Source organism: Sphingomonas longa, assembly GCF_016892685.1.
In the GTDB taxonomy this organism is placed as follows: domain Bacteria; phylum Pseudomonadota; class Alphaproteobacteria; order Sphingomonadales; family Sphingomonadaceae; genus Sphingomonas; species Sphingomonas longa.
In genome coordinates, this window is record NZ_JAFEMC010000005.1 from 255,753 (window position 1) to 282,187 (window position 26,435).

Below are 26,435 nucleotides of genomic sequence, written 5' to 3' on the forward strand. Positions count from 1 at the left end.
ATATACAATATGATCCGTCAGCGGCGGGGATGTCGAACGACGGATCACGTGAGAGGAGTTGACGATGCCGACCTTGCCGCTAGCGGGCCTGAGGGTCCTCGACATATCGCAGGTCATGGCAGGGCCGTTCTGCTGCATGCTGCTGGGCGACATGGGCGCGGACGTCATCAAGATCGAACCGCCGCACACGGGCGATTCGACGCGCCATTCGATGGGGTTTCGCCTGAAGGGAGAGGACAGTCCCGGCTTCCTGGCGCTCAACCGCAACAAGCGCAGCATCACGCTGAACCTGAAGGACGAGGCCGACCGCGAGGTCCTGTACGCGCTGGTCAAGACCGCCGACATCGTGGTCGAGAATGCGCGACCGGGCGTGTCGCAGCGGCTGGGCATCGATTACGACACGCTGTCGGCGATCAATCCGGGGCTGGTCTATGCCAGCATCTCCGGTTTCGGCCAGACCGGCCCGTGGGCGCAGCGTCCCGGCTTCGACCTGATCGCGCAGGCGATGTCGGGTGTGCTCAGTTCCAACGGATTTCCGGGTATGGAGCCGGCGAAGAACTCGATCGCGGTCGCCGATCTCGGCGCCGGCCTGTTCTCCGTCTACGGCATCCTCAGCGCGATCATCGGTCGCCAGACCTCCGGCAAGGGCCAGTATATCGATGCATCGCTGCTGGAGGCGGCGCTGGGTCTGTCGATCTGGGAGACGACCGAGCTTTGGGGCACCGGCAAGCCGCCGACGCCGATCGGCTCCGCCAACCGCATGTCCGCGCCGTATCAGGCGGTGCTGGCATCGGACGGCTGGTTCGTCATCGGCGCGGCCAATCAGGGCTTGTGGCTGACCTTCCTGAAAGTCGTCGGGCGGCCCGAGTTGCAGGAGGACGAGCGCTATTCGACCAACGCCGCGCGGGTCGCCAATCGCCTGCAACTGATCGACGATCTCGCCCCGACCTTCCTGACCCGCACCAAGCAGGAGTGGATCGACGCACTGCTCGCGGCCGGCGTACCCGCCGCCCCCATCCTCGATTACGGCGAAGCGGTGGCGAGCGAGCAATCGGTCGCGCGCGACATGGTCATGCAGGTGCCGCACCCCATCGAAGGCGAGTTCAAGGCGCTCGGTTTTCCCGTGAAGATGCGCGGCACCCCACAAGAGGTGCGGCTGCCGCCGCCGCTCATCAACGAGCATGATGCGGAGATCCGGCAGGAGCTGATCGACAAGGGCCTGTTGCCCGCCCGTGCCGAGGCCGCGGAATGAGCGACGCGCCCGCTTCCTCTCCGGGCCGGATCGTCGTCGAGCGCGACGGCCCCGCCGTGCATGTCCGCTTCGACAACCCGTCCGCCTTCAACGCGCTGACCGGCGAGATGTGGCTGGCGCTCCGCGATGCGGCGCGGGACATCGCCGACGACGCCTCCGTGCGCGTCGCGACGTTTCGCGGCACCGGCGGCAAGGCGTTCATCTCCGGCACCGATATCGCGAAGTTCGCCGACTATACCGACGGCCGGCAGGGTATCGATTATGAGCGCGAGATCGACGAGTGCATGGCCGCGGTCGACGCGATCCCGTGCACCACGATCGCCGTGGTCGAGGGTTGGGCGGTCGGTGGCGGCCTGAACATCGCGTCGTCCTGCGATTTGCGCATCGCCACACCCGACGCGAAGTTCGGCTCCCCGATCGGCCGCACGATCGGCAATTGCCTGTCCGCCGCCAGCGTGGCGCGGATCGGCGGCGCGGTCGGCATCCAGTTCGCCAAGCGCATGGTCCTGCTCGGCGAGTTCCTGACCGCCGACCAGTTGCTGGCCAGCGGATTCCTGCTGAACATCGTCGAACGCGGCGAATTGGACGCGGAGGTCGCTTCGCTCTGCGCACGTGCCGCCGCGAACGCGCCGCTGACGACACGCACGACCAAGGCCACGATCCGGCGCATGACCTACGACGCGCTGCCCGACATCGAACCGCTGATCGCGCAGGTCTACGGCAGCGCCGATTTCCGCCGCGGCGTCGCGGACTTCCTCGCCAAGACCAAACGCGTGCCCGACTGGACGGGCGAGTAGCCGGTCATTTTCGCACCCGCCCGGCGGGCGTGAGCGCGGACAGCCTGAAACTGTCGATATCGACCCAACCCTTGCTGGCGCCGGGTGCGTAGCAGAACAGCGCGAACTGTTCGCCCTGGAAGGTGCCCGTTCGCCACGCGAACGCCAGCGGGAAATCGCCGCCGAGCCCCGTCCAGCGCCGCCCGTCCATGCTGTACGCCACACGGCCGCGATCGGTCGTGAAGTCCATGTCGGTACGCAACCACATGGTGTCGCCGGCGGGCACGGTCGCGCTCGCGCGCACCTCCGTTCGCGCGCCGTCGACGGAGTCTTCCGTGACCTCCATCGTCACGGCGGCGCGGCGGCCGTTGCCGCGCGTCACCGTCAGATTGGCGCTATACTGGCCCAACGTCCCAAAGCCGCATCGATCGCCCGGCGTCAGATGACCGATGTCGAGCTTCACCTCCGCCCGGCTGGCCGGCCCCTGCCCCTTTTGCGTCAGCGTGTTGCGGGCGGTCCAGAACCGCTCGGCCGGGGTCGGCCGCAGCCGCAGCCAGCCGGGACGCTCGGCCAGCGACCAGCGCGTCGGATCGGGGTTGTGGTTCCATTGCCATTGCAGCCCCAGTCGTCGTCCTGTGAAACCGTCGGACGTCGCTGGTTCGGCGAACGGAGCACCGGCGATCGGCTTCGCCGCACGCGCGGGCACCCGACCGGGCGCCGCCGGCGTGCCCCAGACCGGCCAGTCGTCCTGCCAGAAGACGGGGCTGATATTGGTCATCCGGCCGATCGCGCCGCTGTCCTCCATGACGAAGCCGAACCAGCCGCCGTCGGGCAGGTCGACCAGCGCACCCTGATGCCCGCCGGTCTTGTCGTCGATCTGGTCGCGCGTCTCCCACGGGCCGAACAGGCTGCGCGCGCGCGACACGGACAGCGCCAGCCGCGGCGGCAGTGCGTTGAACATGTAGTAATAGGCGCCGCGCCGGATGATCTTCGATCCCTCCGCGCCCTTGATATAGTGGATCTTCCGCGCATCGGTGACGTGGGCCAGCGCGGCGTCCAGCGTCAGCAGCGTGATCGTCCCGTCCGCCGTGCTGGCCGTCGCCAGATAGGCGCGCCCGTCCGGCTCGATGAACAATCCGGGATCGAACGCCTCCCGGTCCAGTTCGTGGAAGCGCCACGGCCCGCGCACGTCACGGGCGTACCAGATGCGTGTCTTCTGCCCGACCGGCGTGTTCGCGAGGTAATAGGTACCACGGTGATGGCGCAGGCTGGAGGCGTAGAGCCCCTTCCGATACGCCGTACCGCCCGTCAGGTCGTATTGCGGCAATCCTTCCAGCCGGTTGGCGAGATGCGACGCGATCGTCCAGTTCACGAGGTCGCGGCTGTGCAGGATCGTGATCCCCGGCACGTTCGCGAAGGTCGTGCTCGCCATATAGTAATCTTGCCCGACCCGGATGACGTCTGGGTCCGGATAATCCGCGTACAGGACGGGGTTGCGGAACGTCCCGTCGCCCTGATCCGACCGCCAGACCTGCGCCGATGCCGATGCGGCGACCATGAGGGCGGCAAGGCTCGCGGTCCGCGCCCTCACCGCGCGAACGCCAGCGCGCGCGAGAAGAACGGCAGCATGTGATCCTGAACGCGTCCGGCGACGCCGCTCGTATGATCGCCCGGATAGACCTGAAAGCTGTTGGCGATGCCGTAGCGGTCGAGCCCGGCGTGCAGCTTCTCGGCATCGTCCTTCAACCCGTCGCGGTCGCCGACGTCGATGCCGATCGCGGCGTAGCGCTTCAGATTGGCCGCATACTGGTCGAGCATCGCCAGCGGTGCGTTGGCGGACCAGCGGGCCAGCACGTCGGGCTGCGGCTGGCCATCCTTGATCGGCAGGTCGAGATAGAGCGGCGGCGCCTTGGGGTTCGGCGACCACGCAGCCGCGGTCGCCAACTGCGCGCGCAGGCCCCAGGACAGGCTGGCACTGTCGGCCGGCGACTTCAACGCACGTAGCGTCGCCTCCGTCGTCGCATCGGGCGTGCCGAGCGCGCGCGTCGAGAGGCAGCACGGGCTCATCATGTACAGCGCGCCGAACACGTCCGGATGCTTCATGCCGATGCGCGCGGTGCCGTATCCGCCCATCGAATGCCCGGCGAGGCCGCGGCTGCGCCGGTCGGCAATCGTCCGGTAATGCCCGTCGATATGGGCGACGAGGTCGCGCGCCACGAACGTTTCGAAATCGCCGACCGTCACGGAGCTGGAGTAGAAGGAGCCGTTATGCGCGGTCTTGCTGTCCGGCAGCACCACGATCACCTCGCGGGCGCCCTTCGCGAACGCGCCCTCGATCGTCTGCGGCACGTGGATCTCACCCACCCACTGCTCCGCACCGATCGAATAGCCATGCAGCGCGTACACCACCGGATAGCGCCGCTTCGCCTCGGTGCGATAGGACGGTGGCAGCACCACCAGCACGGCGCGATCCGGGCTCTCGCCCTCCAGATTGCCTTCGATCGCGGGGGAGTGGACGGTGATCCGCTCGATCGTGACGGGCTTCGCGCCCGCGACCGGGGGCGGTGCGGGCGTCTTCACCTGCGCCGATGCCGAACCAGCGAACGACAGGGCGAGCGCGACCACCAGCAACTTCATCATGATACCATTCCCCTATATCAGATCGGAACCGCGCACCCGAACGGCACGGCCCGGTGTCAGCGTTATCGTCTTGGTCCGCGCGCCCAGCCGAACGGTGCGCCGCCCGGCGATGTCGCCGCGGATCGATGCCTCGAGCAGCGTGCCGTCCTGCCAGTGCACGTCGACGCTGCACCGCCCACGCGCGCGCAGGCCGGTGATCGACCCGCGGGGCCATGCCTTCGGAAGCGCCGGCAGCAGCAGGATGTCCTCGCCGTGGCTTTGCATCAGCATCTCCGCCATCGCCCGCGCGCCGCCGAAGTTGCCGTCGATCTGGAACGGCGGATGCGCGTCGAACATGTTGGGATAGGTCAGCTTCGGCCCCAGCAGCAGTTCGATGATGCGATAGGCATGCTCCCCGTCTCGCAACCTGGCCCACAGGTTCGCACGCCACGCCGTCGCCCAGCCGGTCGACTCGTCGCCGCGAATGTCCAGCGAACGCCGGGCCGCCTGCGCCAGTGCCGGCGTCCGCTCGACGTCGATCTGGTCGCTGGGAAACAGGCCGTACAGGTGCGAGACGTGACGGTGATGCTGTTCGGGGGCCGCTGCGTCCCAGTCGGCCTGCCATTCCTGCAACTGGCCGTGCGCGCCGATACGATCCGGCGGCAGCCGCTTGCGCGCGGCCGCGACCTCTGCCGCGAAGGCGCGGTCGGTGCCGAGCAGCGCCGCCGCCCGCCCGACCTGATCGAACAGGTCGCGCAGGATCTGCATGTCCATCGCCGGGCCGGCGCAGATCGACGCGCCCTTGGGGTGGATGTTCTCCGGCGACAGCGACGGGTTGGTGACCAGCGCGCCGGTCTTCGGATCGGTCTGGAGCGTGTCGAGGAAGAACAGCGCCGCGCCGCGCATCACCGGATAGACCGACCGGAGATACGTCAGGTCCCGCCCGTAATCGTAATGCTCCCACAGATGCGTGCACAGCCATGCGCCGCCGGTGGGCCACAGGCCCCACTCGGCACCGTCGATCGGCCCGGTCGCCCGCCAGAGATCGGTGTTGTGGTGGCACACCCAGCCGCGCGCGCCGTACATGCGCTTCGCGGTCACCGCTCCGGTTTCTGCGATCTCGCGCACCATCCGCACCAGCGGCTCGACGCACTCGGGCAGCGCCGTGACCTGCGCCGGCCAATAGTTCATCTCGGTGTTGATGTTGACCGTGTACTTGGATTCCCAAGGCGGCTTCACCTGGTCGTTCCAGATGCCCTGAAGGTTGGCCGGCTGACTCCCCGCGCGCGACGACGCGATCAGCAGGTATCGGCCATAATCGAAGTACAAGGCCGCCAGCGCTGGATCGTCGCCCAGCCGGTCGGCGCGGATACGCTCGTCGGTCGGAAAGTCGGCTGCGGCAGACCTTCCGAGATCGAGGCGGACGCGCCCGAACAACGCCTGATGCGCGGCGACGGCATCCGTCCGCATGCGATCGAAATCGCGACGCGCGGCGCGATCCAGCACGGCCAGCGTATCGGCCTCCGGATCGCCGCCGGTATCGTCGAAGCGGCGGAAGCTCGTCGCCATCGCCACGAGGATCGTCACCGATCGCGCGCCCGTCACGCGCAGTCGGTCGCCCGTTGCGACGACCGTGCCGCCATGCGTCGTCACGAGGGCTCGGGCGGCGAAGCGCAACTTCGCAGCGATGCCCGCCTGGTCGCGGTTGCGCCCGGTCAGCGTCAGCATCCCCGCCGCGACGGCGACCGTGACGTCGGCCTGCGGAGAGGTCAGGCCGACGATCAGGTCGAACGGCCTGTCGCCGTGGAGTTGCACCGCGATCACCTGATCGTCGGGGGAGGCGAATACGTCCCGTGAGTAACGCGTGCCGCCGGCGACGAAGTGGGTCGTCGCGGTCGCCGTATCCAGATTCAGATGCCGGCTGTAATCGTTCACGGCCCCGGTCGCGCCGGGCAGGTCGAGGATCAGGTCGCCGACCGGTTGATACGCCATCTGCTTGATCGGCACCGCCATCACCCTGGCATTCGCCAGCGCCTGCGCCGCCGCGAACTCGCCCGCGTCGATCAGCCGGCGAACCTCTGGCAACGCCGCCCGTGCGTTCGGGTTGATCGGGTCATAGGGACCGCCGGCGTAGAGCGTGTCCTCGTTGAGTTGCAACCGCTCCTGCGCAAGGCCGCCGAACACCATCGCGCCCAGCCGGCCGTTGCCGATCGGCAGCGCCTCCGTCCAGACTTTGGCCGGCTGCCGATACCAGAGCTGCCGGTCGTTCGGCATCGGCACGGCGGAAGCGGGGATCGGCAGCGATACGACGGCGGCGATCGCCGCGCCGCCCTCCAGCAACTGGCGGCGTGTCGGCTGGTGCGCGCGGCTATGGAACGTGTCCATGCTCTCCCTTCGCGCACCCTCCGTCCGGGGTCCGCAATGTTGTTATCGTTAACAGCTACCGTATCGGTGTGGACCGTCGGGCGTCAACGACGAAGCGGGGGATCCTGACGGCATTGCCCGCATGGTTACCGCTACCGGCCTGCACCCGCTCAGGTAATCAGAGGCATCAACGTGCCTGCGCCCAACGATCTCCGCCACTGGCGCCGTTCCGTGTTAGCGCTATAGTCACCTTCATACAGGCGCGGACAGCGTCGCGAACGACGAAGAGAGGGTGACGATGGCGGTCAAGATCGCATGCGGCATGATGGCGATGCTCCTGACGGGCGCGGGTGTCGCCGGGGCACAAACCGCGCCGCGAGCCGCACCGGCGATGACGCTCGGCACAGCGGGCTATTACGAAGTGCCTGCCGCGAACGTCCTCGTCTTCTCGAACTGGTATGACGGCCTGTTCGCGGATTCGAAGATCAGCGGCGTCGAGATCATCCAGCAGGGCACGCGCATCGCCACGAATGGCGACGTGCGGCTCTCCTCCACGCCGGGACAGTGGGACGCAATCGGGCGGCTTGTCGACCGCAAGGTCGATGCGGCGACCGGCACGATCACCGTGACGCTGGAGTATCCCGACTATAACTGGCGCTATCGCATCCGCTCCGAACGGCGCGATGGGGCGGTCGCAGTGGCGGTGATCCTCGATGCCCCCGTCCCCGCGGCGCTGGCGGGCAAGGCCGGCTTCAACCTGGAATTCCTGCCGACCGCCTATTTCCACCACAGCTATATGGCGGACGGACGCACCGGCACATTCCCGATCTACCCCTCCGACGCGATGACCGCGACGCAGGAGCGCAACGCCGCCAGCGGCCGTAACGAGGGTCCCGGCGCGGAGCCGACCGCGATCGCGCAGGGCAACCGCTTCGTACTTGCGCCCGAAGACGCGGCACGGCGTGTCACGATCTCGTCCACCGCGCCGGTGCAACTCTTCGACGGCCGGAATCAGGCGCAGAACGGCTGGTTCGTGCTGCGATCGCTGCTGCCGACGGGCCGGACCGGCACCGTGCTGGAATGGACGATCCAGCCGAACAGCGTCCCCGGCTGGCTGCGGCCACCGGTGATCGCGCACTCGCAGCTCGGCTACGCCCCGACCGCGCGCAAGATCGCGACGATCGAGCTCGACCGCAACGACCGGCGCACGCTGCCCGCGCGCCTGCTGCGCATTGGCGACGACGGGCGGATGACGCCGGTCCGCACCGCGCCTGCGAAACGCTGGGGCGAGTACCTGCGCTACAGCTATCTCCAGCTCGATTTCAGTGCGGTCCACGATCCCGGCCTGTACGTACTCGAATACGGACCCACCCGCACCGCGCCGTTCCGCATCGCCACCGATGCCTATGCAGGCGCGTGGCACCCGACGCTCGACGTGTATTTCCCCGTCGCGATGGACCACATGTTCGTCAACGAAGGCTACCGCGTCTGGCACGGCGATGCGCACCGCGACGATGCGCGGCAGGCGCCCGTCGATCACGAACATATCGACCTCTATCGACAGGGGCCGACCACCGACACCCGCTTCAAGCCGGGCGAGCACATCCCCGGCCTGGCGATCGGCGGCTGGTTCGACGCGGGCGATTTCGACATCCGCACCCAGTCGCAATATCAGGTCGTGCGTTCACTGGTCGATACGTGGGAACGCTGGCGGCCGACGCGCGACACGACCGCGGTCGACTGGACGCGGCGGCGAACCGAGATGCATGTGCCGGACGGAACCCCCGACCTGCTCCAGCAGATTCGGCACGGCGCGCTGCAACTGGTCGCGCAATTCGATGCGGTCGGTCATGCCATCCACGGCATCGTCGAGCCGGATGTCGCGCAATACACGCACCTCGGCGATGCCTCGACCAAGACCGACGGCCTCATCTACGATCCGTCGCTGAAGATCGGCGAGGAGAAGCATGGGCGCAGCGGGACGCCCGACGATCGCTGGGCCTTCACCAGCAAGGTTTCGGCGCTCAACTACGGCTCGATCGCTGCGCTGGCCGCGACGTCCCGCGCGCTGGCGGAGATGGACCCGGCGCTGTCGAAGAAGGCGCTGGGCATCGCCACCAAAATTTGGGCGGAGGAACAGGGCCACGCCCCCGATCTCTACAGCCACGGCAACACCACCGGTGGGCCGCTCGACTCCGAACGGTTCGCCGCCGCGGTCGAACTGCTGCGCACCACCCGCGATCCGCGCTATGCGGCGGCGGTGCAGTCGCTCTGGCCGTCGATCGAGGCGAAGTTCGGCGCCCATCTGCGCGATGCGGTGGCGGCGATCCCGGCCATGCCCGCCAGCTACCGCGACGCGATGATCCCTGCCGCCCGCGCCTATGCCGCGGCCGTCCAGAAGGACGCCGCCGCCAACCCCTTCGGCGTGCCGATCACCACCGGTGGCTGGGCCGGCAGCGGCACCGTGCTCGGCACAGCGCTCAACGCCTATGCACTGCACAAGGCGTTCCCGGACATCATGCCCGCCGCCCCGGTGCAGCGCGGGCTGGAGTTCCTGCTGGGTCATCATCCCGGCTCCGACATCTCGTTCGTGTCCGGCGTCGGCACGGTGTCGAAGGAGGTGGCATACGGCAACAACCGGGCCGATTTCTCCTTCATCGCCGGTGGCGTCGTGCCGGGCGTGCTGGTCATCAAGCCCGACTTTCCGGAGAATCACGAGGACTGGCCGTTCTTCTGGGGGGAGAACGAATACGTCATCCCGGAAGGCGCGATGTGGATCGAACTGGCGCACGCCGCGCAGGATCTGACGGGAGAGACGAAATGATGCTGCGTATTCTGGGGCTGATGCTCGCGGGCGCGTCCGTCACCGCAACCGCCTCCGAGCCCGCGCGGTTTGGTCGGTTCACCTACGAGGGGCGCAGTGAGGAACGCAGTGCGGCGGGGCCGGGCGAATATCGCAACCCGATCCTGTCCGGCTATTACCCCGATCCGTCGGTGACGCGGGTGGGCGAGGATTACTATCTCGTCAACTCGTCGTTCGCGCACTTTCCCGGCCTGCCGGTCTTCCATTCGAAGGACCTCGTCCACTGGACGCAGATCGGCAACGCGATCGATCGCCCCGGACAGCTCGACTTCATCGGCCGCAAGACGTCGGAGGCGGTGTTCGCGCCCGATATCTCGTTCCACGACGGCGTCTTCTACATCGTCAACACCTGCGTCGCCTGCAAAGGCAATTTCGTCATCACCGCGAAGGATCCCGCGGGGCCGTGGTCCGACCCGATCTGGCTGCCGTTCGAGGGGATCGATCCGTCGATCTACTGGGAGGGTGACAAGGCCTATATCGTCAACAACCGCGCGCCGGACGAGCCCCCGCGCTACGACGGGCACCGCGCGATCTGGGTGCAGGAATATGACTGGCGCGCGGGCAAGATGGTCGGGGAGAGCACGCAACTCGTCAACGGCGGCGTCGACATCAGCAAGAAGCCCGTCTGGATCGAGGGTCCGCACATCTTCCGGAAGGACGGCTGGTATTACCTGACCGCTGCAGAGGGCGGCACCAGCGTCAACCATTCGCAGGTGGCGCTGCGCTCGCGAGCGCTGCGCGGGCCGTACGTGCCGTTTGCCGGCAACCCGATCCTGACGCAGCGCGATCTCGATCCGGCGCGCGCGCATCCGATCACCTCCGCCGGCCATGCCGAACTGGTGCAGACGCAGAATGGCGACTGGTGGGCGACCTTCCTCGCGGTGCGACCCTATGAGGGCGATTACTACAATATCGGGCGCGAGACGTTCCTGTTGCCCGTGACGTGGAAGGACGGCTGGCCGATCATCCTGCCCAAGGGCCAGGCGGTGCCCTTCACCGCGAAGGCGCCGAGCCTGCCGGCCTCGACCGCAAAGCTGCCGACCGCCGGCGACTTCGCCTACACCGACGAATTCGCGGGCGACCGGCTGGCGATGCAGTGGATCGGTATCCGCAACCCCGAACAGGCGTTCTACCGCGTCGCGGGCGGCGACCTGATCCTCCCGCCGGGGCCACGGATCGGCGACCTGGCCAGCGTTCCGGCCTTCGTCGCACGCCGCCAGCAGCACCACGTCGCAACGGTATCGACCACGGTCCGCTTCTCACCCGACGCGGATGGCGAGCGCGCGGGGCTGGCCGCGGTGCAGAGCGACGAGAACTACCTCGTGTTCGGGATCACGCGCATCGCGGGGAAGCCGGTGGTCGCCCTGTACACGGCCGACAAGGGACGCGAAACGCTGGTCGCCTCCGCACCGATCGCGGCGGGCGGCCCGGTGACCCTGACGATCCGCGCCACTGGCGGCACGATGGCGTTCGACTATCGGAGCACCGCGGGTTCGCGCACGCTGGCGAGCAACGTCGACGCGCGTTTTCTCAGCACCAAGTCTGCGGGCGGCTTCGTCGGAACGCTGATCGGCCCTTACGCCGCCCGACGCTAGAGTGGGTTCCGATCGTGGTGCATCATCGGCACGGAAGCGACTTCGCCCGCCGCGTATCGAGCCGCAGAAGGGCGACGCCGGTGCAACATGGTCGAAAACCGTCCTAGGCCATCGCCGCGCGCAGCCGTTCCGCCATCCCCTCCAGCGTGACCCCGGCGAGACGCGTATCCGTCTCGTCGCGGTTGCGCAGCAGGTCGGCGACCGCAAGCTGGATCTGGGTGATGTGGTCGACCTTTTGCAGGCTGGCCATGTGCCGACGCAGCGTGGCCTCGTCACTCCCCAAATCATAGGCGAGGTCGTTGAGCATGCGGGATGCGAGGACGAGCTCGTCCGCCAGCGCGTCGGCGAGCGGAATGATGGCCGGCGCGACCATGCTCATTTCGAACACATCTTGAGGATTCCTCCCGGCAACGCATCGCGCGTCGTCGGCTGGGTCACCATGTTGCGCGCGAGCGTGTAGCCGCCGCCCTCGCCTGCGGGCGAGAACACATAGGTGCCTGCGCCGAGCATCGCCTTCATCCCTCCACCGCCATCCTCGCTGCCGTCGAGCAGCAGCACGCCGACCGCATTGGCGCCGGCCGCCTTCGCCACGGCGGCGAACAGCAGCGAAATCGATGGCCGCTCTCCCGCCACCGGATCGCGCGGCAGCAGGCGCAGCTTTCCCGCCGGCCAGCTGTCGACGATCAGATGGTGATCGCCGGAGGGCGCGAAATAGATCGTGCCCTGTTCGATCGCCATGCCATCGGTGGCCACGACGACCTTCGGCGCGACCTTTTCGTCGAGCTGTGCGACCATGCTCTCGACCAGACCCGGACCGAGGTGCTGGACGACGACGGTGGGCGGACAATTGGCCGGAAACGCCCCGAAAATCTCGAACAGTGCCGCGGTGCTCGATGCATCGCCGCCGACGGCGAGCAGCCGCCCGTTCCAGTCGATCGGTCCGGCGGCGACCGGAACGGCAGGGGCTGCCGTCGCCGACCGCAGCGCCGCCGTACGCGCCGCCTTCAGCCGCTTGCCCAGCTTGGCGATGATGACGTCGAGTTCGGCCGGCGCCGCGACGCGCGGCTTGGGGAAGCAGTCGATCGCCCCGAGCCGGAGCGCCTCGATCGACTCCGCCGCACCGTCGGTCGTACGCGTGGAGAACATGATGACCGGCATCGGCCTGGTCGACATGATCTCCGCCAGATATTCGATCCCGCTCATTCCGGGCATCTCGACGTCGAGCGTCATGACGTGCGGCTTGAGCTGCTCGACCATCGCCCGCGCTTCCGCCGCGCCGTCCGCGAGCCCGACGACCTCGACATTGGGGATCCGTTCGAGCGCGCCGGAGATGAGCGCACGCATCGTGAGAGAGTCGTCGACCACGAGAACCTTGGTGGTGGCAGCCATCGCGTTGATCTTTCCTGTCGGGGCAATAATCGGGTGGAGTTCAGGCGGCGTCGGCGAGTGCGACGGTGTCGACCAGCCGATCGAGCGCGAGGACGAGGATCATGCGCTGTTCGATCGTCGCCAGCCCTTCGAGGAAGCGCGAGGCGTCGGCGTCGCCCATTTCCGGCAGCGGCTGCATATCCTCCGCCGCCACGGTGACGATGTCGTTGACGGCATCGACGATGATGCCCTGCAACTGCTCGCCGATGCGGACCACGATGATGACGTGGCGCGCGCTGGGATCGGTCGTGCCCCAGCCGAGCCGGCAACGCAGGTCGAGCACCGGCAGCACGACGCCGCGCAGGTTGACAACGCCGCGGACATGGGCGGGAACATTGGGCAGCGGCGTCGCCGGCGACCATGCGCGGATCTCGCGGATCGCCATGATATCGACGCCGAGGACCTGGTCGCCCAGCTGGAAGGTGATGAGTTGTCGGGACATCGCGGTCGCCTTTCTTGGATCGGGATCAGTGCAGCACGCGCCGGATGGCGGCGGCGAGCTTGTCGGGGTGGAAGGGCTTGACGATCCAGCCGGTCGCGCCGGCGGACCGCGCGCGCTGCTTCTTCTCGTCGGAACTCTCGGTGGTCAGGACCAGGATCGGCAGATTGCGGCGGCCGCCCTCGCGCACCTCGGCGATCAGGCCGAACCCGTCCATCCGCGGCATGTTGATGTCGGTGATGAGCAGGTCCGGCTCCGGCGACGCCGCGAGCGTTTCGAGCGCATGGACGCCGTCCTCCGCTTCGATCACCGTGTAGCCGAGGTCGGTGAGTGCCGCGCGCAGCAGCATCCGCATGCTGGGCGAATCGTCGACGGTCATGATCGTCTTGGGTGCGATATCGGTCATCAGAAGAACTCCACGTCGCCGATGGCGGCAGGTGCTGGCAGGGGTGCGGGACGCCGTACGACGGCGGTCGGCGGGGCGTCGTTGACGGTGGTGCAGCGCGCCAGCCCCAGTGCGGCGCGGAATTCGACCCGGCGTGCGCCGGTGCCGCCGACATCCTCGCCGACCAGCGGGATGCGCTCGTCGCGCAGGAACGCGCGGGCGAAGGCGATGTTGGTGCCGCCGATGTCGCGAAAGCCGCTGCGCATCGTCGCGCCGCCGAAGATGCGCGCCTTCAGCCGGTGCCGCGAAGCGCCCATCGCGAGCATCGCGTTGATGAGCACTTCCATCGCATAGACGCCGTAACGCTGCATCGATCCGGTATCGGTGGAGGTGCCGTCGGCGAGCAGATAATGGTTGATGCCGCCGATCTGTTCGATCGGATCGTAGAAGCACGCCGCGATGCAACTGCCGAGTACCGTCGTCATCACGACATCCTGTTCGTCGGACACCCGCGTCTCGCCCTGCGCGACGGTGATGCGGCGAAAGCCGCCGCGGGCGACGGGTCGGAGCGCCGGGCGGATCATGCCCGGCACTCCGCGATCAACCGCGCCGCGATCCGGCCGAGCGGCTGTTGCTCGCTCACCGCGCCGATCCGGTGCGCGACCGCGGGCATGCCGTAGACGACGCAGGTCGCCTTATCCTGTCCGATGGTCACCGATCCTGCATCCCTCATCGCCTTCAATCCTTCCGCTCCATCGCCGCCCATGCCCGTCAGGATCACGCCCACCGCATCGGCCCGGGCAAGGCGCGCGACCGAGTGGAACAGGCGATCGACCGACGGCCGGTGCCCGCTGACCTTGTCACCCTCGACCAGACGGCAGTGCCGCTTGTCCCCAACGCCCGCGATCTCCAGATGCCGGTCGCCGCCGGGCGCGAGGTAGACGGTGCCCGCGACCAGCGGCGCACCCGCGCGCGCTTCCTCGACCCGGGGCGGACAGAGCCGATCGAGCCGGGCGGCGAAGCTGGCCGTGAAACTGGTCGGCATGTGCTGGACGATGACCGTCGGCGGGCAATTGGCAGGAAAGTCGGTCAGCAGTGCGATCAGCGTCTCGACGCCGCCGGTCGAGGCGCCGATCGCGATCATGCTGCGGGGCTTGGCGCGGAACGCCTCGGGCTCGGCATGTCGATAGGACACGATCTCCCGGCGCCCGGTCGCCGCCGGCCGGGACTGGGCCGCGGCGCGGATCAGGTCCGCGAGGCCCGGCGCCCCGGTCGGATCGACCGCCAGCGGCAGGGCCGCCTTGTCGAAACAGTCGAACGCGCCGAGTTCCAGCGCGGTCAGGCTGACCTCCGCTCCGTGCGACGTCAGCGTCGACAGCATGACGACCGGCGTCGGCCGCAGGCGCATCAGCCGTTCGAGGAATTCCAGCCCGTTCATGCCGGGCATCTCGATATCCAGCGTCACGACGTCGGGATCGAGCGCCTTGATCTGCGCGCGCGCCTCGTCCGCCGAACTCGCGGTGCCGACCACCTCGATCATGGGGTCGGCATCCAGCTTGCGCCGGATCACCGCCTGCATGCTGGCGGAATCGTCGACGATCAGGGTCCGAATGGTCATGCCGACACCTTCAGATAGGCGGTGCGGCCGACACACTCGAACCGTTGGGCGACATCGCCGACCAGCCGTTCGGAATGGCCGATGTACAACATCCCGCCGACGTCCAGCCGGTCGGCGAGCCGCGACTGGAGCCGCGCCTTGGTCGGTTCGTCGAAATAGATCATCACGTTCCGGCAGAAGATCGCGTCGAAGCGACCCTTGATCGGCCACTCGCCCAACAGGTTCAGCGGTCGGAAGGCGATGGCGTCGCGCAGCATCGGGTCGATCGTCAGCGTGTCGCCGCTGCCCTGGACCCAAGCGGCGCGCAGGGCGGACGGGACCGTCGCGAGCGTCGCCTTGCTGTATCGCCCGTCGCGCGCCGTCTTCAGCACGCTGGCCGACACATCCGTCGCCAGCATCCGCAGGTCGCCGCCCAGCACACGCTGCGCCTCCGGCCGGTTGCTGCCGAGCGCGGCCATCAGCCACGTATAGGGCTCTTCGCCGCTGGAGCAGGCCGCCGACCAGAGGCGGACACGCCCCCCCTTCGCCAGCCTTGCCGACAGAGCGGGCCAGAGGCGCGTGCCGAAATCGTCGAAATGATGGCTCTCGCGGAAGAAGCTGGTGTGGTTGGTGGTGAGGGCGTCGATCGCGCAGGCACGCTCGCCGGCATCATTCCCGATCAGCGCGATATAGTCGGCGACGCTGGTCAGACCGCAGGCACGGACACGCGGAGCCAGCCGGCCGTACACGAGTTGCGCCTTGCCGTCGGGCAGCAGGATGCCGACCTCGTCATAGACCAGCGCCGAAATCGTCCGGTGGTCGGCGGCGGAGAAGGCGAACTCACGCGCCCGGTCGGTGCTGCCGGGACGCGGCGCGGGGGACAGCGCGGCCATCATGCCGCCTCCGCCAGCGGGATGCGCACGGGCCGGCTGCGCGCCGTCAGCGTATCGATGTCGACGATCAGCGCGACGCGGCCGTCGCCCAGGATGGTCGCACCGGCGACGCCGTCGATCTCCTGATAATTGGCCTCCAGGCTTTTCACGACCACCTGTCGCTGGTCGCGGATCGTGTCGACGAGCAGCGCCGCCTGGCCGTGATCGCCTTCGACGACGATCAGTACCGCCTTGGTCGGGTCGCGCTCCGCATCGGCGATGCCGAGATGGTCGGCGAGCGGGAACACCGGCACATAGGCTCCGCGCACGTCGAGCAGGGCGCCGTCGAGGCCGAACCGGTTCAGCGTCTCGCCGGTCGGGCGCAGGCTTTCGACGATATGGCTCAAAGGGATCACGAACGTCTGTTCGCCGATCGTGACGATCATCCCGTCCAGCACCGCCAGCGTCAGCGGCAAACTGAGCGAGAAGCTCGACCCGACGCCTTCGCGCGACTGGATGCTGATGCGTCCGCCGAGCGCCTGGATGTTCTTGCGCACGACATCCATGCCGACGCCGCGGCCGGAGACGTTGGAGATGGTGGCGGCGGTGGAGAAGCCGGGTGCGAAGATCAGGTTGTCGATCTCCTCGTCGGTCAGGATCGCGTCGGGCAGGATGATGCCCCGCTCGATCGCCTTGGCGCGGACGCGGGCGCGGTTGATGCCCTGGCCGTCGTCGGACACGGTGATGACGATGCGGCCCGAATGATGCGCGGCGGACAGCCGCACGACCCCCTCCGGCGACTTGCCGGCGGCGATGCGACCCTCGGTCGATTCCAGCCCGTGATCGACGGCGTTGCGGATCAGGTGGGTCAGCGGTTCGCCGATGCGCTCGACCACGGTCTTGTCGACCTCGGTCATCTCGCCCTCGACCTCCAGCCGGACGCGCTTGCCGACCTCCCCCTCGAGTTCGCGGATGATGCGCGGCACGCGGCTGAACACGGTCTTCATCGGCTGCGCGCGGATCGCCATCGTCGATTCCTGAAGATCGCGCGTCAGGTGTTCGAGATCGCTGAGTTCGGAAATACCGCCCATCTGGCATTCGGTCAGCCGCTGCGCGAGCATCGACTGGGTGATGACGAGTTCGCCGACGAGGTTCACCAGCCGGTCCAGCTTGTCGAGGTCGACGCGGATCGTCTGCGCGGCCGGGGGAACGGGGGCGCCCTTCGCCGCGGACTTCGGGTCGTCGATCGGTGGAGCGGCGGATGCGACCGGATCTGCGGCCGGGGCAGGCGTCGCGTCCGCGGCGTCGACCTGCACCGGATCGGTCGGCGTCGGCACCGGCGCGGTGGCGACGGCGTCGCGGGTCAACGCGATGGCGCAGGCGTCGGTGAACTCGAACACCGCGAGGATGTCCTCCTCGCTCGCCGTACCGGGCAGCGCGATGGTCCAGCCCAGATACGCACAATCCGGATCGATCGCGTCGAGCGACGGCAGGGCCGTGACATCGCAGTCCACCACCGTACCACCCAGCATCGCCAGTTCGCGCAACAGCAGCAGCGGCTCCGCACCATGATCGAGCGCGTTGGCGGTAGGCCGGTAGACGAGCTTCCAGCCCGCCGGCGCGTCCGCTTCGACGCCCGGTACGGCCGGCGGCGAGACGTCGCCGAGCATCGCCATGAGGTCGTCGAAATCATCGCCGACCGTGGCGGCCGGTTCGGAAACGGTCGCGGCAGGCCCAGCAGGCCCAACACGCGCTGTCACCGTGGAGCCACCACCCGCGGCCGCTTCCAGCCGGGCGAGCATCGCGGCGTCGGCGGGAACCGCGCTGTTGTCGCGCGCCGCCGCGACATGGTCGGACAGCATATCGAACGCGCCGATGACGATGTCGAGCAGGGCGGGCGTCAGATCGAGGCTGCCGTTGCGGATCAGGTCGAGCAGCGTCTCGTAATGATGGGTATAGGCTTGCAGCCGTTCGTGCCCGAACGCGCCGGCGCCGCCCTTGATCGAGTGGACGCAGCGGAACACGCCGTTGATCGTCTCCGCATCGTGATCGCCGTCGCGAAGGATCGCGAAGGCGGCTTCCATGCCGGCGAGACCTTCGTCGCACTCCTGGAAGAACATCTGCTGGATGGCATTGAGGTCCACGGGAACGCTCCTGGTTCAGGCGGTGACGGGGACGTGATGCCCCGTGGCGGCGGCGGGAGCGTCATGCCCCGCCAGCGGCACGAGGGTGTCGAGACCGGCGAGCGCGATCATGGCGGTCAGCGGCGGGCCGGCCGGATCGATCCGGAACACGGTACCCCCCTGCGCTGCGGCGGAGCCCGCTGCCGCCAGCACCTGAAGACAGGCGAGGCCCGCCCGTTCGACGCCGCTGCCGTCGATCAGCAGCGGTTCCGCCCCGCCAAGCGCCTGTTTCAGCGCCTGCCGCAGCGGTCCTGCGGCGGGGGTGTCGAGTATTGTGGCGAGGGTCATGGGCATGCGACGGCTCCAGGTCGAGCGAAGTGAAGGCAGGCGGGGTTGGTCAGAATTCCGACCAGTCGCTCTCCGCCGCCACCGCCGCATTGCCACCGCCTGCCGAACGCCGCCGGACGGTGCTCCGGGCGATCTCGCGCCCGGCCTGTGCCGCGCGGGCCTGCAAGGTGTGGACGACGGGTACGCTGGACGGAGCCGCGACCGACCGGGGCGCACCGCCGAGCGTGAAGCGCGCGACTTCGCGGGCCAGCTGATCCGCCTCTTCCGCCAGGCTGCGGGCTGCCGCCGTCGCTTCCTCGACCATCGCCGCATTCTGCTGCGTGACGCCGTCCATCTCCGACACTGCGGTGTTGACCTGCTGAAGCCCTGTGGCCTGCTGTTCCGCGGACGTCGCGATCGTGCCGACCAGCACACTGATCTCGCCGATCCGGCCGATGATCCGCTGCAGGGCCTTGCCCGTCTCGCTGACCAGTTCCACGCCGACCTCGACCTGTTCGGACGAGGCCATGATCTTGGCCTTCACGTCCTTCGCGGCGTCGGCCGAGCGCTGGGCGAGCGCCCGGACTTCGGACGCCACGACCGCGAAGCCGCGACCAGCATCGCCGGCACGCGCCGCCTCGACGCCGGCGTTCAGCGCCAGCAGGTTGGTCTGGAATGCGATACCGTCGATGACGCTGATGATCTCGCTGATCTCCGCGGAGGCGCGCTCGATCCCGCTCATCGCCTCGACCGCGCGGCGGACCACGTCGCCCGACTGCTCGGCCTCGGTCCGGGCTTCGCCGACGACGGCATTGGCGCGGATCGCGCCGGCGGCGGTTTCGCGTACCGTGCCGGTGATCTCGTCCATCGCCGCGGCGGTTTCCTCCAGGCTGGCCGCCTGCTGCTCGGTGCGCTGAGACAGGTCGTCCGACGCTTGCCGGATATCGCTGGCACCGTTGTTGATGCCGCTGCTCGCATCGCTGACCGCCGTCAGTGCCGCCCCTACGGCGTCCATCGCGCGATTATAGTCGATCCGCAGCCCTTCGTAATCGGCCGGGAAAGGTTCGACGATCCGGTGGCTGAGATCGCTGATCGCCACCCTCGCCAATCCGGTGCCGAGCGCACCGACGACCAGTTCCTGTGCCTTGCCCGCCGCCTGGACCGCCTCGCCGTTCTGGCGAAACACTTCCATCGCGCGGGTCATGCGACCGACGCAGTCGGTGAATTCCGTATGCGCGATCGGCGAGATGAGGTCGCCCGCGGCCAACCCCTCCATCCGCACCACCGTGCCGACATAGGGGTCGCAGATCAGACGCTTGGCGGAGATCGCGACGATCGCCACCATCATCAGCGCGGCCGTGGCCGTACCCAGCAGCACGGTCGAGCTCTGCGCCCCGGTCAACGCCAGTGCCGTCGTCGCGACCGGTATCGCGGCCAGCGTGACATAGGTGACGAACAACACGTCGAACTTGCGGCGGATCGGTGCGTCGGCGCGGAACCAGGCGATCATCTGAACATCTCCTTGATCTGGAGCGACCCGGTGCAGAACGTCAGCAACCGGGAGGCTTATTCTCGCGATCTGATTAGTGGCAGCGGTGCTAACGAATGCTTAATTCGCAAGTTACTTTCAGGTGTGCAACCAAAGGGTAGCCTTATCATCGGCTTAGCTGGCGTGCGCGGAGGCTGGGATTGGCTGCTTCCGTCGTGACGGCCGGTCGGGGCGCAAACGAGCGAGTCGCCTCGTGCAGGATGGAGGTCTCTGGCCGCCGTGCCGACGCACGTCCGCGTCCCCGGTCATCAACGACACGCCGCGGGGTTATTCCACCGACGAAAATTACGCGGCGAACTTTTTGCTCCGCATCATTCAAAAAGGGGCTTTCGAATGGTTAAGATACTGTTAACATAGCTCTTATCGGGCCGAAGCGGGAATAAATGCTGCAACGCCCATAGGTTGGATAAGGGGAAAGTCGTGATCCGTAAGCTACTCGTCGGCGCCGCCATGGCGACCGCATTCGTGGGCGGCCAAGCCCAGGCCGTGACGTTCAATCTCGTGAATACGGGTGGAGCGGAAGTCGGCACGCAGGCTCGTCTCGGTTTCGACATCGCCGCCGCCTATTGGTCGTCGGTCCTGACCAACGACTCCGTCGTCAACCTCAACATCGGCTTCCAGTCGCTCGCCTCCGGCGTGCTGGGGTCCACCGGCAGCACGCGGGCCGATGTCCGCCTGTCGACGGTGCAGAACGCGCTGCGCAACACCGGAACGTCCGCGCTCGATCGTCAGGCGATGTCGGTGCTGGACAGCCAGATCACCAACGGTGCGATCTCCGCGATCACCAACGGCCCCGGCGCCGCGAACGGCAACGGCGTGAACACGGCGACGCTGGAATGGGATAACGACGGCAGCGAGAACAACCGTTACATCTATGGCAACACCTCGCTCTATCGCGCGATGGGCCTGACGACGGACGAGTATCAAAACACCAGCTTCGCCGACGTGTCCGACGGGTCGGTGACGTTCAGCTCCAACTTCTCGTTCGACTTCGATCCGACCGACGGCCTGACGGCCAATTCGTTCGACTTCATCGGCGTCGCCGTGCACGAGATCGGTCACGCGCTGGGCTTCGTCAGCGGTGTCGACCTGTACGACGTCTATGGCGGCCCGAACGGCCCGTCGGCCGCCAGCGGCCGGACCTTCTCGTTCGACAATCCGGGCGGCGGCCTGATGTCGGTCCTCGACCTGTTCCGCTACAGCGCCGACGTTCGCGGCGTCGCGCCGGGCAGTGGCCCAGCGCTCGACTGGTCGGTGACCAACGCGAACACCATCGCGCTCGGCGGCAACCCGTACTTCTCGATCGACGGCGGCGCGACGCAGTTGTTCGGCGATTCTCGCTACTCGACCGGCCGCTACAATGGCGATGGTCAGCAGGCGTCGCACTGGAAGGACAAGGGCGGCTGCACCGGCCAGATCGGCATCATGGACCCGAACTTCTGCCGCCAGCAGGACGGCGAAGTGACGGCCAGCGATCTCGCCGCGTTCGACGCGATGGGGTGGAACATCAACTTCGACGTGCTCCGCAACCCCGGCTATCTCGCCACCACCGCCGACATGTACCGCGCCTTCAACAGCGCGGTGCCGGAACCGTCAACCTGGGCGATGATGATCGGCGGGTTCGGCATCGTCGGCGGTGCGATGCGCCGCCGCCGGTCCACGACGACGGTCACGTTCGCCTGATCTGAGCGAAACCTGAAAAAAGCCGTCGATCGCCCGATGCGATCGGCGGCTTTTTTCATGCGCGGCGACAAGGCGCTTGCACGGCTTGGCGCTCGTCGTTAGGCGCGCAGCTTCCAAAGCGCCCGTAGCTCAGCTGGATAGAGCATCAGACTACGAATCTGAGGGTCGGACGTTCGAATCGTTCCGGGCGCACCACTTCCCTTTGAAGCATAAATCGGCTCGTTAAGCAGGCATGTCGCCAGCGGCGGCGAGTTCATCGATCACGTCCCGATCGCCGGTCTGCGCGGCCCAGATCGGTCGGACCCGTAACCGGACCATCACGACCCTTTTCCCGCTCCCCGGCTTCGGACGCTCATCTATGGATTTTCGGCGTCCCGACCATCGGTCGGTATCCGAAATTCAAAGCGGCAGAAGATAGCGGCCGGCTCTTTCCGTGAATGAACCGGATGATGAGCGAGGAGAGGGAGTTCGCATGACCGACCCGAGGGCCACGACGCTTTCCCTGCTCGCGCGCCGGGAATCGGACGCGACCATCTGCCCGAGTGAGGTGGCACGGGCGATCGCATCGGATTGGCGCAGCGCAATGCCCGCGGTTCACGCCGCGATCGATGGGCTGGTGCATGACGGGCTGGTGCGGCTGAGCTGGAAGGGACGATCGATGGCGACGCGGTCAGGACCGTACAGGATCGGCCGTCGCGGCGACGATTGACCCCCGCCCCCTCCCATGTCCGTCGCCGCTCCGCTATCGCGCGGCAATGGCGAGGAAGAAGCGCTACCTGACCGCGACGATGGCCGACGGTTATGTGAAGACGATCGGCCCAACTGCCGCGCCGTTCACGCATTACTGGCGGATCGTCGCGCATCTGCACGACGGCAAGACCGAAATATTCTGGGGTCACGCCACCTCCAGAAAGGAGGCTGCCGGCAAGGAGGCACTGACAGCACAGGCGGCCCGCCGGCACGGGTGGAAGCGGTTCGACTTCGAAGTCGTCGAACTCACCGAACACTGACTTCCCCGCCCTGCTGGCAGTTCGATGCGGGCGGCAAGCCGACGCCTGGACCTTCAGGTTGAACTCGCCGGACCCGTTCAGGCATGTTCGGAAGATTGCGGAAGGCGCGGAGCGGCCGAATAGCGGCGAATGCGACCACCAAGGGGGGGGCTACCACCGTCAGCCGCTTGTTGATCCCTTCGCGGCCGCCGCGGCGAGTTCCTCGAGGTCGAGGTCATGTTCGAGGTCGTGGAGCGTCTCGTCGTCGACACGCCCGGCGCGGTGCAGGCGGACCAGCTCAGCGCGGCCGGCCCTGACCGCGGCGATGATGACGTCGAAATGGCTGGCTATCGCCTCGTTGCGCTCGTCCGCCGTGCCTTCGAACGCATCCGCTGCCGTCGCGCGGGTCCGGTACCGGCGCAACAATTGTGGGTGGATGATCGTACCATCGGCCGCCACCGCCTCGCGCTCCACGGCGGCCAGCTGCGCCCGGAACAGCATCGTCTCGGCGGCATGAAGATCGAGCGGCGGTCGCGTGCTGGCGTCTTCGGATGGCTTCACCCACCGAATGACCCAGCCGAGCGACGTGCCCTGCACCAGCACGGTTACCAGGATCACTGTGAAGGCGGTGACGAGCATCAGGTCCCGCGCCGGCATGGTTTCGGGCAACGAGAGCGCGACGGCCAGCGTGACCACGCCGCGCATCCCCGCCCAGCTCATCACGACCGCCGCGCGCGGCCCAAGCGGTTGCTGCCGTGTCCAACCCATGCGGCGAACGGCCGCGACGCCGGCATCGACGCCGAAAACCCACAGGAAGCGCGCGACGACGACCGCCGCGACGATGAGCAGCACGGGTTGTGCCATCGTGTCCACCACCGTGCCGAGTCCGCCGACACGGTCCAGCAATCCCCGGAGCGACAGGCCGATCAGCAGAAAGACGGCGGCTTCGAGCAGGAACACCAGCACCTGCCAGAACGCCAGCGCCCGGATGCGGACGCGCGCGTTGAAGACGACGTGCTGATACCAGCCGCAGGTCAGGCCCGCGGTAACGACCGCGATGACGCCGGAGACGTGCAGCAGCTCGCCCGCGATATAGGCGCTCCAGCAGACCAGCACGGTGGCCGCGATCATCAACGTGTCGTCGCCCAACCGGCGAAGCAGGACCACCCATAGCCCGCCGATGGCCGCTCCCACCGCGATACCGCCCGCGACCAGCAGGAAGAAGGTGCCGGTCGCCGCACCCGGATGGAAGCTGCCGGTCAGCACCGCCGCCACCGCAAACCGGAACAGGACGAGCCCGGCGGCATCGTTCAACAGGCTTTCGCCTTCGAGCAGCGTCGTCAGCCGACGCGGCAGTTTGACCCGCTGCAGAACGGCGCGGGCTGATACGGCGTCAGGCGGCGACAGGATTGCACCCAGGGCAACGCAGGCAGCCCAGGGCAACTGGGGCATCAGCAGCCTGGTCACGATCGCCACGATCGCGGTGGTGAAGAAGACCGCGCCAACCGCCAGCGACAGAATGCCGGCCATGTGCCGTCGGAACGGCGCGATGGCGGTGAACCACGCGCCGTCCATCAACAGGGGCGGGAGAAAGAGGACAAGAACCAGTTCCGGATCGATCGCGATGCCCTGCACGCCGGGCACGAAGGCCACCGCGCACCCACCGACGATCAGCGCGGCTGCGGGCGGCAGGGACAGGCGACGGGCCAGATAGTGAAGTCCCAGCACCACCAGGAACATGCCGATGATCAGCTCGAAATTCGCCGCTGGATGCACGAAGCCGCCCTTTTCCTGCTCGTCCGATCGTCCTGTGCAATTTGCCCCCCTCCATCGTCAACGTGAGCGCGGAGCATATCGGGGCAGATTGCGCATCTCGTGATCGCGACATGTGAGCCGGTGCGACGGGCGCAAGCTCGCCATCCACCAGAACCGAAGGTCCATTCCTCTACTGTTTCTGGGTCGGCTCCGACATGCTCACGCGGTTCCGGACGCTCGGGCGCTCCTGCATGCGTGCATACCAGGCGAGCAGCGCCGTGCAGTCGCCGGGTATCGGCAGATCGACGAGCCCGGCGAAGATGAGACCTCCGATCACCGTGATATCGGCCATGGAGAACGTCTCCCCGGCGACGTAGGGCTGGTCCTGAAGAACGCCATCGAAATACTGCATGCCGCGAATGGCCTTATCGCGCTGCCGGAACCCCCATTCGGCGTTCTGGTAGAGCTCGACATTGGGACCAAGCCCCGGCGTCGCGTGGTGGAAATAGACGCTGACGGCGTCCAGCAACTCGATCTCTGCTCGCTTGCTCATCATGTGGATCACGCCTTTGTCGCGCGCCGACCCGCCGGTCAGGGTGGGAACGCCATCAAGCGCGTCGAGATATTCGGTGATTGCGGTGCATTCCGCGATCAAGGTTCCGTCGTCGAGTTCAAGCACGGGGAGCGTGCCGGAATAGTTCTTGGCGAGAAACGCCGGCGTCTTGTGCTCGCCCTTCCAGAGATCGACGGAGACGAACTCGACCTCGGACCCCAGCGTCTTCTCCGCGAGGGCGATGCGGACTCGCGCGGGGTAAGGCCCGGTAGGCCAATCATATATTTTCATGCTATCTCCTATCATCTACCTGCCAGTTGATAGGTTCGCCTACGACTTTCATTCTCGTCGAGCAAGGCCTATCTGCCAGTTGGCAGGTAAAAGGTTGGAGGGTAGGTTTGAGCACAAGCGCCAAAGAGGCGATCCTCGCGGCAGCCCGCAGTGCGGCGCAGGCCCACGGCTATGGGGGCCTGAATTTCCGCGACCTCGCAACAGCCGTGGGTATCAAGGCCGCGAGCATCCACTATCATTTCCCGAGCAAGGCTTCCCTCGGGGCGGCGGTGGCGCGACGCTACTGGGAGGACACGGCTGCGGAACTGGAGGCCATGTCCGCCGGATCAGCCGAGCCGGCCGACGGCCTCAGGCGATATCCGGATATCTTCCGCCGATCGCTGGAGAGCGGTAACCGCATGTGCCTGTGCAGCTTCATGGCTGCTGAATTTGATGATTTGCCGGACGCGGTGAAAACGGAAGTTCAAACCTTTACCGATATCAATGTGGCATGGCTGGCGAAGGCTTTGGCCGGAAAAGGCTTGGCCGGCGCCGACGACAACGAACGGCAGGCGCGTGCAATCTTCGCCGCCATCGCCGGCGCGCAGCTGGTCGCGCGAAGCCGCGCGGACATTGCTCTCTTCGACGCGCTGATCGCCAGCTACCGCAAGGCAGGCCTTCTGCCGGAGTGATCGCATGTCGAGCAATTCACGGCGCCGTTGGATTCCGTAGGGGAGAGGATCCAGACGCCGCGATTTCGCGCCCTCACCGCACGGCCGAACCGCAAGCATTCGCTCCCATCGGCTCATCGAAGGCGAGAGAACAGCTGGCAAAACGCGAAACGGCAGGACGTGGGGACGTCTCTGTCGCTTCCTGCCGCAGTGGGTGACGTCCTCGCCAAGCCGGTCGATCATGGCGGATTGGCGTCAGCCGGCCATTGGCTTCGATCGCTTGCTGGCGGCTGCCATCGTTTGCTGGTGACGATCCTGCCGCGAC

At 67.4% G+C, this 26,435-nt stretch carries 23 protein-coding genes and 1 tRNA gene; 9 read left to right on the forward strand and 15 right to left on the reverse strand.

The genetic code is table 11. The features are described from left to right. Nucleotides 1–64: 64 nt before the first annotated feature. Nucleotides 65–1,252 carry a CaiB/BaiF CoA transferase family protein gene (locus ILT43_RS16525; protein WP_204200088.1) on the forward strand — a complete coding sequence of 396 codons (1,188 nt, stop codon included), beginning with the start codon at nucleotides 65–67 and terminating at the stop codon, nucleotides 1,250–1,252. Beyond that, complete coding sequence (locus tag ILT43_RS16530) at nucleotides 1,249–2,049, forward strand: enoyl-CoA hydratase (protein WP_204200089.1); 801 nt, start codon at nucleotides 1,249–1,251, stop codon at nucleotides 2,047–2,049. Before ILT43_RS16525 ends, ILT43_RS16530 begins: the two co-directional genes overlap by 4 nt. Before the next feature lie 4 nt (nucleotides 2,050–2,053). Here ILT43_RS16530 and ILT43_RS16535 read toward each other — a convergent pair whose 3' ends face one another. The 3 genes from ILT43_RS16535 to ILT43_RS16545 are packed head-to-tail and all read right to left on the reverse strand — an operon-like array spanning nucleotide 2,054 to nucleotide 7,032. Then, nucleotides 2,054–3,619 carry a family 43 glycosylhydrolase gene (locus ILT43_RS16535; RefSeq protein WP_204200090.1) on the reverse strand — a complete coding sequence of 522 codons (1,566 nt, stop codon included), beginning with the start codon at nucleotides 3,617–3,619 and terminating at the stop codon, nucleotides 2,054–2,056. Further along, nucleotides 3,616–4,668 carry an alpha/beta hydrolase gene (locus tag ILT43_RS16540; protein ID WP_204200091.1) on the reverse strand — a complete coding sequence of 351 codons (1,053 nt, stop codon included), beginning with the start codon at nucleotides 4,666–4,668 and terminating at the stop codon, nucleotides 3,616–3,618. The genes ILT43_RS16535 and ILT43_RS16540 overlap by 4 nt, the downstream gene beginning before the upstream one ends. Nucleotides 4,669–4,680: 12 nt before the next feature. After that, entirely contained in the window at nucleotides 4,681–7,032 is a 2,352-nt protein-coding gene (locus ILT43_RS16545) for a glycoside hydrolase family 95 protein (RefSeq protein WP_204200092.1), read from the reverse strand. 277 nt (nucleotides 7,033–7,309) lie between these two features. Here ILT43_RS16545 and ILT43_RS16550 point away from each other — a divergent pair, with 277 nt between their 5' ends. Then, nucleotides 7,310–9,835: a glycoside hydrolase family 9 protein gene (locus ILT43_RS16550; RefSeq protein ID WP_204200093.1), complete on the forward strand. Its 2,526-nt coding sequence runs from the start codon at nucleotides 7,310–7,312 to the stop codon at nucleotides 9,833–9,835. Continuing rightward, nucleotides 9,832–11,469 (forward strand): glycoside hydrolase family 43 protein, encoded by a 1,638-nt coding sequence (locus ILT43_RS16555; protein WP_204200094.1) that lies wholly within the window; start codon nucleotides 9,832–9,834, stop codon nucleotides 11,467–11,469. The genes ILT43_RS16550 and ILT43_RS16555 overlap by 4 nt, the downstream gene beginning before the upstream one ends. Before the next feature lie 103 nt (nucleotides 11,470–11,572). On the opposite strand, the gene ILT43_RS16560 is transcribed toward ILT43_RS16555, so the two are convergent. Genes ILT43_RS16560 through ILT43_RS16605 form a run of 10 tightly spaced genes read right to left on the reverse strand, consistent with a single transcriptional unit; the run spans nucleotide 11,573 to nucleotide 20,150 of the window. Continuing rightward, nucleotides 11,573–11,848 carry a hypothetical protein gene (locus ILT43_RS16560; protein WP_204200095.1) on the reverse strand — a complete coding sequence of 92 codons (276 nt, stop codon included), beginning with the start codon at nucleotides 11,846–11,848 and terminating at the stop codon, nucleotides 11,573–11,575. After that, the gene (locus ILT43_RS16565) at nucleotides 11,845–12,858 is read right to left on the reverse strand and encodes a chemotaxis protein CheB (RefSeq protein WP_204200096.1); all 1,014 of its coding nucleotides are present in this window, start codon (nucleotides 12,856–12,858) and stop codon (nucleotides 11,845–11,847) included. The genes ILT43_RS16560 and ILT43_RS16565 overlap by 4 nt, the downstream gene beginning before the upstream one ends. 40 nt (nucleotides 12,859–12,898) lie before the next feature. Beyond that, a complete protein-coding gene (locus tag ILT43_RS16570) occupies nucleotides 12,899–13,339 on the reverse strand; it encodes a chemotaxis protein CheW (RefSeq protein ID WP_204200097.1) in 441 nt (146 codons plus the stop codon). Between the two features lie 25 nt (nucleotides 13,340–13,364). Beyond that, nucleotides 13,365–13,742 (reverse strand): response regulator, encoded by a 378-nt coding sequence (locus ILT43_RS16575; RefSeq protein ID WP_204200098.1) that lies wholly within the window; start codon nucleotides 13,740–13,742, stop codon nucleotides 13,365–13,367. Further along, the gene (locus ILT43_RS16580) at nucleotides 13,742–14,305 is read right to left on the reverse strand and encodes a chemotaxis protein CheD (RefSeq protein WP_204200099.1); all 564 of its coding nucleotides are present in this window, start codon (nucleotides 14,303–14,305) and stop codon (nucleotides 13,742–13,744) included. The genes ILT43_RS16575 and ILT43_RS16580 overlap by 1 nt, the downstream gene beginning before the upstream one ends. After that, nucleotides 14,302–15,339 (reverse strand): protein-glutamate methylesterase/protein-glutamine glutaminase, encoded by a 1,038-nt coding sequence (locus ILT43_RS16585; RefSeq protein WP_204200100.1) that lies wholly within the window; start codon nucleotides 15,337–15,339, stop codon nucleotides 14,302–14,304. The genes ILT43_RS16580 and ILT43_RS16585 overlap by 4 nt, the downstream gene beginning before the upstream one ends. Continuing rightward, nucleotides 15,336–16,214 (reverse strand): CheR family methyltransferase, encoded by an 879-nt coding sequence (locus ILT43_RS16590; protein WP_204200101.1) that lies wholly within the window; start codon nucleotides 16,212–16,214, stop codon nucleotides 15,336–15,338. Before ILT43_RS16590 ends, ILT43_RS16585 begins: the two co-directional genes overlap by 4 nt. Then, entirely contained in the window at nucleotides 16,211–18,334 is a 2,124-nt protein-coding gene (locus ILT43_RS16595; protein ID WP_204200102.1) for a chemotaxis protein CheW, read from the reverse strand. Before ILT43_RS16595 ends, ILT43_RS16590 begins: the two co-directional genes overlap by 4 nt. A 15-nt stretch (nucleotides 18,335–18,349) precedes the next feature. After that, nucleotides 18,350–18,667 carry an STAS domain-containing protein gene (locus tag ILT43_RS16600; protein WP_204200103.1) on the reverse strand — a complete coding sequence of 106 codons (318 nt, stop codon included), beginning with the start codon at nucleotides 18,665–18,667 and terminating at the stop codon, nucleotides 18,350–18,352. Between the two features lie 43 nt (nucleotides 18,668–18,710). Continuing rightward, nucleotides 18,711–20,150, reverse strand: a complete 1,440-nt coding sequence (locus ILT43_RS16605) for a methyl-accepting chemotaxis protein (protein WP_204200104.1) — start codon at nucleotides 20,148–20,150, stop codon at nucleotides 18,711–18,713. A gap of 459 nt (nucleotides 20,151–20,609) precedes the next feature. Between ILT43_RS16605 and ILT43_RS16610 the strand changes: the two genes are divergently transcribed. From ILT43_RS16610 to ILT43_RS16625, 4 genes are all read left to right on the forward strand, one after another. Further along, complete coding sequence (locus ILT43_RS16610; RefSeq protein ID WP_204200105.1) at nucleotides 20,610–21,872, forward strand: NF038122 family metalloprotease; 1,263 nt, start codon at nucleotides 20,610–20,612, stop codon at nucleotides 21,870–21,872. 118 nt (nucleotides 21,873–21,990) lie between these two features. Then, nucleotides 21,991–22,067: transfer RNA gene (locus ILT43_RS16615), tRNA-Arg, on the forward strand. A 277-nt stretch (nucleotides 22,068–22,344) separates the two neighbouring features. Continuing rightward, nucleotides 22,345–22,581, forward strand: a complete 237-nt coding sequence (locus ILT43_RS16620) for a DUF3253 domain-containing protein (protein WP_204200106.1) — start codon at nucleotides 22,345–22,347, stop codon at nucleotides 22,579–22,581. Between the two features lie 46 nt (nucleotides 22,582–22,627). Beyond that, a complete protein-coding gene (locus ILT43_RS16625) occupies nucleotides 22,628–22,882 on the forward strand; it encodes a hypothetical protein (protein ID WP_204200107.1) in 255 nt (84 codons plus the stop codon). A gap of 159 nt (nucleotides 22,883–23,041) precedes the next feature. Here the strand turns inward: ILT43_RS16625 and ILT43_RS16630 are convergent, their stop codons facing one another. After that, nucleotides 23,042–24,637: a Na+/H+ antiporter gene (locus tag ILT43_RS16630; RefSeq protein ID WP_204200108.1), complete on the reverse strand. Its 1,596-nt coding sequence runs from the start codon at nucleotides 24,635–24,637 to the stop codon at nucleotides 23,042–23,044. 169 nt (nucleotides 24,638–24,806) lie between these two features. Continuing rightward, nucleotides 24,807–25,460, reverse strand: coding sequence for a glutathione S-transferase (locus tag ILT43_RS16635; RefSeq protein WP_211534568.1), 654 nt, complete (start codon nucleotides 25,458–25,460; stop codon nucleotides 24,807–24,809). Nucleotides 25,461–25,567: 107 nt separating this feature from the next. Between ILT43_RS16635 and ILT43_RS16640 the strand changes: the two genes are divergently transcribed. Continuing rightward, a complete protein-coding gene (locus ILT43_RS16640; RefSeq protein ID WP_204200110.1) occupies nucleotides 25,568–26,131 on the forward strand; it encodes a TetR/AcrR family transcriptional regulator in 564 nt (187 codons plus the stop codon). The last annotated feature ends 304 nt before the right edge of the window (nucleotides 26,132–26,435 follow it).